This is a genomic window from Agrobacterium sp. GW821-FHT02D03, assembly GCF_059421725.1.
The window spans coordinates 1,152,686-1,165,376 of record NZ_JBWKVN010000001.1 but is presented as its reverse complement, the minus strand read 5'-3'; the positions used below and the strand labels follow the sequence as shown (position 1 = coordinate 1,165,376).

At 52.7% G+C, this 12,691-nt stretch carries 14 protein-coding genes; 7 read left to right on the top strand and 7 right to left on the bottom strand.

Annotated features, from left to right (window positions below):
- Positions 1–116: 116 nt before the first annotated feature.
- Positions 117–929: a glycosyltransferase family 25 protein gene (locus AC07U5_RS05460; protein WP_494722493.1), complete on the bottom strand. Its 813-nt coding sequence runs from the start codon at positions 927–929 to the stop codon at positions 117–119.
- Positions 930–1,162: 233 nt separating this feature from the next.
- On the opposite strand from AC07U5_RS05460, the gene gmd reads away from it, so the two are divergent.
- The 3 genes from gmd to AC07U5_RS05445 are packed head-to-tail and all read left to right on the top strand — an operon-like array spanning position 1,163 to position 4,185.
- Positions 1,163–2,233 carry a GDP-mannose 4,6-dehydratase gene (gmd, locus tag AC07U5_RS05455; RefSeq protein WP_494722492.1) on the top strand — a complete coding sequence of 357 codons (1,071 nt, stop codon included), beginning with the start codon at positions 1,163–1,165 and terminating at the stop codon, positions 2,231–2,233.
- Between the two features lie 3 nt (positions 2,234–2,236).
- Entirely contained in the window at positions 2,237–3,169 is a 933-nt protein-coding gene (gene fcl / locus AC07U5_RS05450; RefSeq protein ID WP_494722491.1) for a GDP-L-fucose synthase, read from the top strand.
- A gap of 35 nt (positions 3,170–3,204) precedes the next feature.
- Complete coding sequence (locus tag AC07U5_RS05445; RefSeq protein ID WP_494722490.1) at positions 3,205–4,185, top strand: glycosyltransferase family 10 domain-containing protein; 981 nt, start codon at positions 3,205–3,207, stop codon at positions 4,183–4,185.
- Here the strand turns inward: AC07U5_RS05445 and AC07U5_RS05440 are convergent.
- From AC07U5_RS05440 to AC07U5_RS05420, 5 genes are all read right to left on the bottom strand, one after another.
- On the bottom strand, positions 4,178–4,885 hold the full coding sequence (locus AC07U5_RS05440; RefSeq protein WP_494722489.1) for a hypothetical protein: 708 nt from the start codon (positions 4,883–4,885) through the stop codon (positions 4,178–4,180). The genes AC07U5_RS05445 and AC07U5_RS05440 overlap by 8 nt on opposite strands.
- Positions 4,886–4,904: 19 nt before the next feature.
- On the bottom strand, positions 4,905–5,537 hold the full coding sequence (locus AC07U5_RS05435; protein ID WP_494722488.1) for a class I SAM-dependent methyltransferase: 633 nt from the start codon (positions 5,535–5,537) through the stop codon (positions 4,905–4,907).
- A 195-nt stretch (positions 5,538–5,732) separates the two neighbouring features.
- Positions 5,733–6,488: a DUF268 domain-containing protein gene (locus AC07U5_RS05430; protein ID WP_494722487.1), complete on the bottom strand. Its 756-nt coding sequence runs from the start codon at positions 6,486–6,488 to the stop codon at positions 5,733–5,735.
- Between the two features lie 92 nt (positions 6,489–6,580).
- Positions 6,581–7,444: an alpha-1,2-fucosyltransferase gene (locus AC07U5_RS05425; protein ID WP_494722486.1), complete on the bottom strand. Its 864-nt coding sequence runs from the start codon at positions 7,442–7,444 to the stop codon at positions 6,581–6,583.
- A 45-nt stretch (positions 7,445–7,489) separates the two neighbouring features.
- Positions 7,490–8,251, bottom strand: a complete 762-nt coding sequence (locus tag AC07U5_RS05420) for a glycosyltransferase family 25 protein (RefSeq protein WP_494722485.1) — start codon at positions 8,249–8,251, stop codon at positions 7,490–7,492.
- Positions 8,252–8,469: 218 nt separating this feature from the next.
- Here AC07U5_RS05420 and AC07U5_RS05415 point away from each other — a divergent pair, with 218 nt between their 5' ends.
- Positions 8,470–9,207 (top strand): hypothetical protein, encoded by a 738-nt coding sequence (locus AC07U5_RS05415; protein WP_494722484.1) that lies wholly within the window; start codon positions 8,470–8,472, stop codon positions 9,205–9,207.
- 10 nt (positions 9,208–9,217) lie between these two features.
- On the opposite strand, the gene AC07U5_RS05410 is transcribed toward AC07U5_RS05415, so the two are convergent.
- A complete protein-coding gene (locus AC07U5_RS05410) occupies positions 9,218–9,685 on the bottom strand; it encodes an Lrp/AsnC family transcriptional regulator (protein WP_062426426.1) in 468 nt (155 codons plus the stop codon).
- 238 nt (positions 9,686–9,923) lie between these two features.
- On the opposite strand from AC07U5_RS05410, the gene trxB reads away from it, so the two are divergent.
- The 3 genes from trxB to AC07U5_RS05395 all read left to right on the top strand — a co-directional run bounded on the left by trxB (position 9,924) and on the right by AC07U5_RS05395 (position 12,679).
- Positions 9,924–10,898, top strand: a complete 975-nt coding sequence (trxB, locus tag AC07U5_RS05405) for a thioredoxin-disulfide reductase (protein WP_113178051.1) — start codon at positions 9,924–9,926, stop codon at positions 10,896–10,898.
- Between the two features lie 24 nt (positions 10,899–10,922).
- Positions 10,923–11,819, top strand: coding sequence for a LysR family transcriptional regulator VtlR (locus AC07U5_RS05400; protein WP_062426425.1), 897 nt, complete (start codon positions 10,923–10,925; stop codon positions 11,817–11,819).
- 569 nt (positions 11,820–12,388) lie between these two features.
- The gene (locus AC07U5_RS05395; RefSeq protein WP_112956704.1) at positions 12,389–12,679 is read left to right on the top strand and encodes an ArsR/SmtB family transcription factor; all 291 of its coding nucleotides are present in this window, start codon (positions 12,389–12,391) and stop codon (positions 12,677–12,679) included.
- Positions 12,680–12,691 lie beyond the last annotated feature (12 nt).

The window sequence follows — 12,691 nt, the reverse complement described above, 5'->3', positions numbered from 1 at the left end:
GCTATATAACCGCGTCCGATAATAGTCCACGTGACTTATAGGGCAAAAGCGTGCTTGGCTGCCTTGCGCACAATAAAGGTAGCCAGAAACTGAAGCTTACACAGACCAAATGACCGTCAGGATGCGGAATCTTTCCAGAAAATCTCTCTGATGGCACCGCGCTTGGTTAGGAAAACCATAAGCTGCCGGTGAATCTGGCTGATCTCGTTCCAGCCCCGACGCAGCTTTCTCAGTTTCAGCCGCCAGCCCGTGGGGCGAGCGGCCTTCCCGAACTTGGCAATATCGGAGTTGTACTCATAGTGCCGCTGCGTCGCCATCGCCGGCTGGACGATGAAGGGCTTCAACTGCCGGAAGACCGGCGACACCGTGTCGTTGAAAAGAAAATGATCGATAGGAACCCTCATCCGTCCTCGATAGGACAGCGCTAGCTGCGCGGCCCGGCGCGACAGAATATATGCCCCGCCCCCGACATGCCGTGAATACATACGGTGCAGAGCGCGCTCCGTGCCCGGAACCTTGATCTCGGCGTCTCCCAAAAGAACCTTGGAGATACCGGAGCCGAATTTCTCCAGCTTGATCACATCGACATGAGGGGGAATCCAGTCGTCAGACCGCAAGAGATTGGAGACATCGCCTGAGAGAAACACATCGTCTTCAAGCATCAAACCGAACCGCGCCCCAGTCTGCAAAAAGGCTTCCCAGGCATAGGTGTGGCTCACCGTGCAGGACCGATCGCCGAGGCCCAGCGCACCCAGCGGACCAGCAGGCGTAATGACGCCATCCAGCAACGCCTCATCCACCTTCGTGGCATCGCAGGCATCGACGCGGGTAAACGCCACGCCACGCTCTTCCAGATGATGCGACACGCGCTCCAGCCTGTCCTCGCGACGCGCTAGGTTGATGACGAAAACGGGAATGGCCTGGTTCATGTCGCACTCTTCCAACTCTTGAAGTCCAACAAGGCCTTCGCAGCTCCGCGACTCTATAGGCTTTTCAACGATCACAGCACAAGATGCGTCACCGGCGAGGTCCGGTCTCGATACTCTCAAGACATCGGCATCAACTTCCCGGTTTATTTTGCCGACGACTTGCGGTATCGCAGCGTGAACGCGCGCCTGCTTCTGCTCGACGCGCCTGCGCCAGGAAAGATGAAAGCAAGCCGATGTCCGAAAAAGCAAAAGTAGCCCTCATTACCGGCGTCACCGGCCAGGATGGTGCTTACTTGGCTCAACTGCTGCTCGATAAGGGCTACATCGTCCATGGCATCAAGCGCCGTTCCTCGTCCTTCAACACCGGTCGCATTGAAAACATCTATCAGGATCCGCACGAGGAAAACCCACGCTTCATCCTGCATTATGGCGACATGACGGACGCAACAAACCTCATCCGCATCGTGCAGGAAACCCAGCCGGACGAGATCTACAATCTCGCCGCTCAGAGCCACGTTCAGGTTTCCTTCGAAACGCCGGAATACACCGCCAATGCCGACGGCATAGGCACGCTTCGCCTGCTGGAGGCGATTCGAATTCTCGGTCTCGAAAAGAAGACCCGCTTCTACCAGGCCTCCACCTCCGAGCTTTACGGCCTCGTGCAGGAAGTGCCTCAGCGAGAAACCACGCCCTTCTATCCCCGCAGCCCATACGCTGCAGCCAAGCTCTACGCCTACTGGATCGTGGTGAACTATCGTGAGGCCTATGGCCTGCATGCCTCAAACGGCATCCTTTTCAACCATGAAAGCCCGCTGCGCGGCGAGACCTTCGTCACCCGCAAAATCACCCGCGCAGCCGCCGCCATCAAGCTCGGCCGCCAGGAAAAGCTCTACCTCGGAAACCTCGACGCCAAGCGCGACTGGGGCCATGCGAAGGAGTATGTGCGCGGCATGTGGCTGATGATGCAGCAGGACAAGCCAGATGATTATGTGCTCGCCACCGGCGAAACCACCCCCGTCCGCACCTTCGTGGACTGGGCCTTCGCCGACGCCGGCTTCACCCTGAAATGGGAAGGCGAAGGCGTCAACGAAAAGGGCATCGATACCGCAACCGGCAAGGTTTTGGTCGAAGTCGATCCCCGCTACTTCCGCCCCACGGAGGTCGATCTCCTGATTGGCGACCCGACGAAGGCCCATGAGAAGCTGGGTTGGAAGCATGAGACGAGTGTTCGGGAACTGGCAAGAGAGATGGTTGTCGAGGACTTGCGGCTCATGCAGTCCGACACCATCGCAAAAGGCGTATAGCCTATGAGCATCTATAACCTTAAGGGCAAACGCGTCTGGGTTGCCGGCCACCGAGGGATGGTGGGCTCGGCTATCGTCAGGCGGCTTGAACAGGAAGACTGTGAGGTCCTGACCGTCGGTCGCGATACCGTCGATCTCGCGAACCAAGCGCAAACGAGCGACTGGATAATGAAAAACCGCCCACAAGCGGTCTTTCTGGCGGCAGCAAAAGTCGGCGGCATTCTCGCCAACGACACCCGCCCTGCAGAGTTTCTCTATGAGAACCTGATGATCGAAAGCAATATCATCGACGCGTCCTACCGCGCTGGCGTCGAAAAGCTGCTTTTCCTTGGATCATCCTGCATCTATCCGAAGTACGCGGAACAACCAATCAAAGAAGAAGCCCTCCTCACCGGCTCACTTGAACCGACCAACGAATGGTATGCGATCGCCAAGATCGCCGGCATCAAGCTGACGCAAGCCTACCGTAAACAATATGGCTGTGACTTCATCTCAGCCATGCCAACAAACCTCTACGGCCCAGGCGATAACTTCGACCTCAACTCCAGCCATGTCTTACCAGCCCTTCTTCGTAAGGCCCATGAGGCAAAAATGCGCGGCGAGAAAGAGATCACCATCTGGGGTACCGGCACCCCACGCCGCGAGTTTCTCTATGCGGAAGATTGCGCAGATGCACTCGTTTTTTTGATGAAGAATTACTCCGATGACAGCCACGTCAACGTTGGAAGCGGAGAAGATATTTCCATCTTCGAACTCGCGGAACTCGTTTGCAAGATCGTGGGATTCGAAGGTGATATCAAACACGATCTCAGTAAGCCCGATGGGACACCGAGGAAACTGATGAGCGCGGCGATGTTGAACGGCTTGGGATGGAAAGCTTCCACGTCGCTGGCAACGGGCATAAGAGGTACCTACCGGACTTTTCTAAGGGTATAAGTAAAGATTCGATAGAGACAGGATAGGATAAATAAGTGACGTCAAAGGCAATGTTTTTATCCTCATCGCAAGGCTGGCACTGGGACCGGCAGTTTCCAGATGGAGTAACTACATGGAGGGATGTAGACTTCATATTTTCCGGAAGCGCTAAAGAGTCTGACATTGTTTTTGTATTTGACGATCTGCCCTCCGAAATTAAGATTGCCACCAAAACAAGCGTTTTCGTAGCATCTGAGCCTAAGAGTATTAAGCAATACGACAGGGCTTTTTTGTCGCAATTCGACGTCGTTTTGACGACCGATGAGTCCACCTCACATCCAGGCAGGAAGCTGAGCCAATTAGGGCTTCCATGGCACATAGGAGCATGGAGCAACGACGGCCGATTACTTCCTGACCCTATAAACTACAGATCCTTCGAATCATTGTATCCTAAGAAAACAAAATCAATATCGGTCGTCGCCTCTAACAAAGCATACACACCCGGTCATCGAGCACGCTTGTCGTTCGCTGAAAAACTCAAAGAATATTTTGGCGATGAAATTGACGTCTTTGGCAGAAATATCAGAGGGTTTGGGGACAAAACTGAAGTATTACTTGATTATCGGTACCATGTAGCTATTGAGAATAGCCGCCACGATGACTACTGGACCGAAAAACTCTCTGACACTTATTTAGCACTTACCTACCCGATATATTTTGGATGCAGCAACATCGGAGAATATTTCCCGTCTGATTCCATGACTTCGATAGACATCGGAGACATCCCGGCCGCGATTAGGACTATAAAAAAATTAATAGAATCAGACGTGGCTGAGAGGCGCCAGCAGCATCTCGAAACGGCGAGAAAAAAAGTCCTCGAACAGCATAATCTATTCAATATAATGACAACAGAATTTGAGCTTCTCGACGGGAGTCCACTCAAGAACAAAGTTTTATTACCGGAAACGCATTTCACTCGAGCGAAAAAACCGTTCCGGAGATTACTTGATGGGTTCAGAAGGATGAAATTTAGTTGAATAAGTCCAAAGGCCTTGATTTTGGAAGGCCCTTGCGCTTCAAACTGCGGCCGGCGTAGTATCTAAACCTCCGATTCAACACTGTGAGGAAATCATATCTAAAACTCAGTTTTTTGTTAGTAGCGGCGTACAGCGGTTTAATTAGCGAAGAAGCCTCACATGGCACAATATGGACCCCGTCGTCCGAGTACTTGCGCCTCAACAATCCGTCTTTCCCGCGGAATTTTTCCGGTAGTCGTAGAAACGGAATGCCTTTTCTTTCACACTCTATGCATAGTTTTTCGCTGAGCACCTTATGGGCCAGCAATCGCTCGGAGATAGTTCCTACAAAAGGCAACTCTGGATTCGGTCGGCGGTTTGCTGGAAACATAGGTTGACAAACTGCTGCCTTAAAATCTTTACTTACAGAGTAGTCAGCCACTCGTCCCACGAAACTCCTCGCCAACTCACCAGCGATATCTTCTAAATCGCGCCCCTCCTTTACTGAAACCGAAAGTAGGTGGCACCTCACGTCAATCTCGCCCACCACGAACAACATCCAGTCTTCACTAGAAAAGCCGTTAAAAACCTTTTCAAAAAAATGAAGTCCGTCTCGAGCAAGTCGGTTCATTGTTACTGGACCAAGCCAACAGATCTTTGTCTCAACGATGTTCTCGAAGCAGTACGCAGCGTGGCTGTCACCGATGACGTACAAATTCATGTTTTTCTACCTTGACGAGTTAGCTCAGCATACGTTTCATAACGAAAATATCGTGTTCAATTCGCCAAAAGAACTGATTTTTGTCAGCCCAACTGATCAGCTCCATGACGTCTGGATAGTTAAATTCGCGGCGATTCTCACTTAGAAAATAGCGAATGTCGTCTATCAAAATACGGATATCTCCGAAGTTTTTCAAATTGTTCTCAATAGCTCGCAGCTCGTCAACGACTGGACAATCCTGCTCACCTCTGTAAGTAATCCCAGCAGAATAGTGACCATCAAGCCAAAAATTGATATCGCCGGAAAGTTCACTTAGTAATTTCGGCAAGACTTGTTCGCTGGTACCGTGGTGAATACACACGTTTCGGCCTTCAAATTTTCCTTTCGCCCGCGCGGCTAGGTCGTCTTGTGGCTCTACGGAATGAACAAATGAAAAGCGCGACGCTAGAAAATCTGTTGTCTCACCGAGATATGTTCCCGTCTCAACCCATTTTGCACCTTCGACCCCATGCTTAATAAACATTCCCTGTTTAATGAACGGAGGCGAATTGTCGGAAAAACCCCGCGACTCCCAGGCTTGAAGAGACTTCAACATATTTCGAACTTTGCGTCGTTCCATTCTGGATTTAAAAATGTTGAACTTCGTGAACATAGAGAATTTCCCAAGTGAATTTTAGATTCCAATAATGCTGCGCCCTAACCCTTTGCAACCGGTTTCGGTCGTAGGCAAGTCAAGCTCGGAGCCATTCAAACAGTTTAACGATCGACCATATTAGAGGTGCGGTCCTAGCGCTTCGATAAACCTTTGATCACCATCGCGCTCCGATCTTGTGAATGGCAGGACATTTCAAACGTCTAGTTTTCTAAAACGGTAAATGCCGCAGCCATAGCGGATTTTGCTGTCTAGCGATGATGGATCAACGCCACGGTACAAGTTACCGTCGTCGCCTACGTAATCAAAACTCAACAGCTGGAGGCTCTTCCTTACGGACGAATTGTTTAAAATACTCAGAGGATGAAACACTCTGTGAGCATTAAAATAAACAGCATCGGCCGCGGCTATAGGGAAGCTTATGTACAAGGTGCCCCCCGTTTTCAGCATCTTCACTAGGTTTTTAATACCTTTCTCAGAGCCGTTAGGATCAATCGGGTCACCGTATCTTCCTAGACCGAAGTGCTCTATCGCATGAAGGCACGATACGGAGTCAGCGACATCACTAGGACAGTTGTCCATTAAATCCGCTTGCTTGAAGACGATATTTGGATGACCGAAGGATGGTAGTGGCCTCACGTCAAATATTTCTATTTGCCGAAAACTGGCGACGTGAGCCACGAACCCGTCAATGCGGGATCCCACATCGATATGCCGCTGTGGATTATCGGAAAATACGTATTGGGCGACGAGCAAATCCTGGTGAAAGTAATGGCCACTTGCGACTCCTGCCCCATCTTCATAATCGGCAAGAATTCTAAATTCCCCTGCAACAGTTCCGCCCATATCAATCCAACGTCGCTTCTCGCGATAAAAGCGTGGCAGATTTTTCAGATTTCGCATCCGAGAGTAATCAAAACCTATTCCTTTAAGGAATTTCCTTAAACCCACTATTTCCTCCTGGAGCTTGTCGGCATCTTTATCAAGTGCAGTATTTCAGAAAACTGTAGCGTCCGTTTCTTCCGGTACGCAAAATTATTGAACTAAATCCGTTCCCAAGAGGGAGAAATCAAGTCCCTATCATCATGAGCGGCTGAACGAAACCAACGCGCTGGTGCTAGCACCTGTTTATCACCCCGAGGGTTCAACCATGCACCCCACCAGCTGAAAGTACTATTAGCGATGATATGGGAGTGACAGGACGCCATAAGATGCATATCTTCCCCATCTCGCCCATCAGCTTGTGGTTCAACGAAGACCATACACTCAACTTTCGGCAGATTGTCTCTCGCCCATTGAATGTCATCAGAGAAAATAAAGAAGGTGGGTCTTGCAACCCGTTCAGCCATTTTTTGCATTGCCATTCCGTACCATCCTGGTTCGCACGTTCCGTGGACCGCGTTGGCGCTTGCGTTTGTGACGTAATCACCTCTTCTCACATGAACAGATACTGCTGCTCCCACTTCACGAATCTCGCTAAGAGTTCTCTGGCGCTCATAAGCGATAGCTTCCCTTAACGAGAAGTCTTGGCGGATAATATCCGCATGAGTAGCGAAATACTTCTCGCTTTGCCAATAGCCTGAAAGATAAGCTGAAGCGCGTAGCTGAAGGATCTTGGGGTCAAAAGAAGATGATGTTTCTCTTATCTGGGGGACACGTCCGATATTTTTTAATCTGACAAAGAGCTGCCCATAGAGACTCTTACGCGGAAGGAGGGGAATGTCCCTCGGTGAGGCTTCTTCAATAATTGTTTTGAATTGGTTTAACTGAAATGGTCGCCTAGGATCGCGTTTCAACTCGGTTAAATCTAACTTTAGAGGGTTTCCGCTCTGAACTGAAACGGCTCGTCCAACCGCGTACTGGAACATCTGGTTGCCGAGGCCCCCAACGATACGAGTAATAATCACGAGTTCATCCTTGATTTGTCCAGTCGACTGACCAACTGACGATGATTAGTTCGGCTCGCTACGCCAACGTCCCGCGTATCCTAAGTTGCGGATAAACCGAGAAACCTTGTCAAACGTTCTGTAGAAGGCGCGCCGGTGCCTGAATCTTCGCGACTTCTTTTCACGTTCTTTACCTTGCCAGATTTCCGATTCCGCTGCGGTTTCTGCGGCATGGGTCACAGGCGACGGAGAAAAACTGTAGCAGTTGACGCCGTGCAACCAGAACCGGTCGAGATGGCAGTCCACAGGCTCGAACCACACCTTCGCCGTCTCCACCAGCTTTTTGGCAGCTCCCGGCGAAACGGCGTAGCATGATGTGCCGTGCGGACCGATCTTCAACCTGACGATATCGAGCCCTTCCGCCGGCGTCTCCACGACTGCCCAAGGTGGTCTCTTGTGTCGAGAAAACCGTATGACGCCATACTTATCGATGCGATCAGCCGCCACCTGATACGCCGTGAGGAAGTTCTTATTGAGTGCCACATCATCTTCAAAAATCAGCAGCGGCTTATCTTCAGCGATACAGCGTTCCCAAAGAAGATAGTGGCTGGCGTAGCAACCCAGTTCGCCACCGGTCAAAGTGTAGCCACGGCGCATTTCAGCCATTCGCGGATTGAATCTGGCGAAAAGAGGATGTGGTCCTGCGCGCCCATCCACCGCTTCGAAAAAGCTGTAGGGCAGACCCAGCGGATCCAACAAAGCAGTCATCGCATCGCGCCGCTGGTGCGAGCGAGCCAAATTGACCACAACGATATCAAGCTGTTTCATGTCCAGTCCCGAAACAAAGGTTCCGTCCCCTAACACATAGCGGTCAGAGGTAAAATGGATATTCCTTGCCACCTATCGCAAAGGAGTTGGTTTTGTGTCGGACATGAAGTGGCTCATGCGTACCTCGAGACCAATCCGTCGTTGAAACGACATACGGAAGTCATTAAACCTCAGCCCGCCTGAACAATTGCCTGCAGCCTTTTTGAGGACTTTGCCCAATGCCGCCAATCGATATCTGCCTTGTCGCCGGCCGCAGGCCAGAGCTCCTTGAGAGAACGCTGAAGAGCTTTCAGGCGTCGATGTTCGATCGATTTGAAATCGCCAATTTCTACGCCAATATCGATCCGATTTTTGGTGACACCAATGATGAAGCCGCCACGATAGCGGTCATTCGCTCCTTCTTCCCGAACGCTCACATCCACACGCCGGAGCAACCAGGCTTCTGCAAGGCGGTGAAATACCTCTGGCAGCAGGCGCAATCCGAAATCCTGTTTCATCTCGAAGATGATTGGCTGCTTGATGAGCAACTCGATCCAGCTGAAGTCTTTCGCATCTTTTCCGATAAGGACGTGGCGCAATTATCCTTGAACCATTACCACAAGCACTGGAATTTCAGATACGGGCATTTCCATCGCCGCTGGGACAGAAAGACCATCCTCGGCATCCGTTTCAAGGTCGGCAAGCCATTCCCGCTATTCGCAACCTCGCCATCCTTCTTGAGAACCGATTTTGCCAGAACCGCGGCATCACTCATGGATGATCGCTACGATCCCGAAAAGCAGTTCTATGACGGTATCAATCCGGCCATGGAGGACTTCGTGCGTCCCTACAAGAACTACATGCTCGGAGCGAAAAAGCGCTTTATCATCACGGATATCGGTCGCGAATGGCGCGATGAGCGGAAGTTGACCAAGACCTATGTTGATGGCGTTTCCAACTGGGAAAAGGAAGGCTGACCGCCTCCCCTCAAACCTCAACCAGTCCCAACCGCTTCACCTGCCTAATGGTCAACATCGTCCGCACCGTCTCCACATGCTCGTCGGCGGTCAGCACCTCGATGACGAAATCCTGAAACTGCGTGAGGTTTTCGGCCACACAATGAAGCAGGAAGTCGCTGTCTCCGGAAACCATCCAGGCCTGGCGTACCAGTGGCCAGCCGTCTGTGGCGGCGGCGAAGGCTTTGAGGTTGGCTTCGGATTGGCGCTTCAGGCCCACCATGCAGAAGGCCACGAGATCGAAGCCGAGCTTGGGGGCGTTCAGCATCGCGTGGTAGCCTTCGATGATGCCGGCCTCTTCCAGCTTGCGCACGCGGCGCAGACAAGGTGGCGCGGAGATGCCGACGCGGTCGGCAAGCTCGACATTGGTCATGCGGCCGTCGCGCTGCAGTTCACGCAAGATTTTGAGATCGATGGCATCGAGTTCGACGCTGGCCACGCATGCATTCCTTCGTCAGCGGTTAAGTGCTTCCTTCTACTCCACGCGACGGGATTCGCAATAATCCGTCGTGCTCGCGACACAAAATTACGTGTTCTGTTGCAACTGCCTTGTTGGTAATGCAAGGCTGCCCTTGAATATCGGCACTGGACACCCTTAAATGCTGCGCAAGAAGGGTATCTATCCTGGCGCCACCTCCAAATCCGGCTGCCTGCACCCTGTTGAAAGGAACCGTCCCATGTCCGCCCGCCACACAAAGGTTTTGATCATCGGCTCCGGCCCAGCCGGTTACACCGCCGCCATCTATGCTGCCCGCGCCATGCTGGAGCCTGTGCTGATTGCCGGCATGGAACAGGGCGGCCAGTTGATGATCACCACGGATGTGGAAAACTATCCAGGTTATGCCGACCCGATCCAGGGGCCATTCCTGATGGATCAGATGCTGAAGCAGGCGCAGCATGTCGGTGCGGAGATCGTCAACGATCTGGTCACTGAGGTCGAGACGACTGTCCGCCCCTTCACCGTCAAGACCGACTCCGGCGCGGTCTGGACAGCCGACACGCTGATCATTTCCACCGGCGCCAAGGCGAAGTGGCTGGGCATCGAAAGCGAACAGCACTTTCAGGGCTTTGGCGTTTCCGCCTGCGCCACCTGCGATGGCTTCTTCTATCGCAACAGGGACGTGATAGTGGTCGGCGGCGGTAACTCCGCCGTGGAAGAAGCGCTTTATCTCGCCAATATCGCCAAGTCGGTCACCGTCGTGCATCGTCGCGACAGCTTCCGCTCGGAAAAGATTTTGCAGGAGCGCCTCTTCGCCAAGGAGAATGTGAAGATCCTGTGGAACACCGAAGTTGCCGAAATCACCGGCACGCCGGCCAAGCCACCCATGCCACCGTCTGTCACTGGTGCACGTCTGCGCAACACCAAGAGCGGCGAGATCACTGAAATGCCGATCCACGGCGTCTTCGTGGCGATCGGTCATGCCCCGGCGGTCGAACTGTTCAAGGACAAGCTGAAGCTGAAGCCGAACGGCTATATGTGGACGGCACCGGATTCGACGGCAACGGATGTCGAAGGCATTTTCGCCGCAGGCGACGTCACCGACGATACCTATCGCCAAGCCATCACCGCGGCCGGAATGGGCTGCATGGCGGCTCTTGAAGCCGAACGTTATCTCGCGGCACAGGCGCCGCTGGCTGTTGCAGCCGAATAAAGAAGGGCACCAAACCGCATGCCTATGCCATTGGACTGGGACAAACTGCGCATATTTCATGCGGCTGCCGAAGCTGGATCCTTCACCCATGCAGCCGACAAGCTGCATCTGTCCCAGTCCGCTATCAGCCGCCAGGTCAGCGCGCTGGAGCAGGATGTCGGCGTCAAGCTCTTTCACCGCCACGCGCGCGGGCTGATCCTCACCGAACAGGGCGAGTTGCTCTATCGAACTGCGCATGACGTGCTGCTGAAGCTCGAAACCGTCAAGATGCAACTGACGGAGACGACCGAAAAGCCAAGCGGCAAACTGCGTGTCACCACCACCGTCGGCCTCGGCCAAGGCTGGCTGACGGACAAGGTGCAGGAGTTTCTGCAGCTTTATCCGGAAATGGCGATCCAGCTCATCCTCGACAATGAAGAGCTGGATGTGAACATGCGCCATGCGGATTGCGCCATCCGCCTGCGCCAGCCACAGCAGTCGGATCTCATTCAGCGCAAGCTCTTCACCGTGCACATGCACGTCTATGCCGCACCCTCCTATATCAACCGATATGGAGAGCCGCAGTCGATCGAGGATCTCGACAACCACAAGATCATCTCGTTTGGCGAGCCTGCACCCAACTACCTGCTGGACGTGAACTGGCTGGAAAATGCTGGGCGCTCATCCGACAACACCCGGCTTGCCCACCTGCAGATCAACAGCCAGACCTCGATCAAGCGCGCCTGTCTGCTGGGAATCGGCATTGCCTGCCTTCCCGATTATATTGTGGGACGCGATCCAGGCCTCATTCAGCTGTCGCTTCCGGCCGATATCCCATCCTTCGATACCTATTTCTGCTACCCAGACGAGATGAAGAACGCCGCCAAGCTGAAAGCCTTCCGCGACTTCATCGTGGCAAAGGCTCGCAACTGGAACTTCTGACGCGTCACTCCGCTTCTGAAAGATGAACCAATACAAGGCGATGAGCGGTACCATAGTGCCGAATTTCATCTCTGCGAAGTGGCAGCCTTGCGAGGGAAATATGACAAAACAGGCAAGCAATGCACGGCACGCATGCCTGTCCTGCACAAAAAAGAGTTGAAGCCTGCCCATAAAAGCATCATATCGCACATAGCTGATGCACACGGCGGCTTTTCCTCCCAGTTCCGCCGCATCAGCTGTTCCCCTCTGGAGGTTTTTTGACCTTCACAATTACAAGGGCCCTGGAGCAATCCGGCGGCCCTCTTTTTTTACCCGCAATAATTTTCTGGATTTGAATGCGTTATTAAGGGAAATTGCCCTTGTTTCCCGCGTATTCCGCCTCCATATCTTGATCAGCACCCGACGCTTTCCAGTTGTCCGGTGCTGTTCCCCTCTGGAGGTTTTTACCTTCAAAACTGTCGGCCGCGGAGAAATCCAGCGGCCTTTTTTTTGAGATAAATTCCCCCCCCTTCCTTGATATCGAATATTCTCGATATAAATATCATGATGTTTAGATATGCAGGAATGAGATGAACCCCGAAGACGCATTGAAAGCCATCGCCCATCCGGTGCGGCTGAAGTTTCTCAACTGGCTGAAAAAGCCGGAGAACCACTTCAACCAGGCGCACCCTTTCAGCATGGGCGTATGTGCACATCAATTCGAAATCAGTGGTCTGTCGCAGTCCACGGTCTCGTCCCATCTCGCAGCCTTGCAGGCGGCTGGTCTCGTCCGCTCGCGCAAAGTTGGCCAGTGGAATTTCTATGAACGTAACGAAGAGAACATCGCCAAGTTTCTGGCCTATCTGAACGAAACCCTTTGACGTATTGGCGCA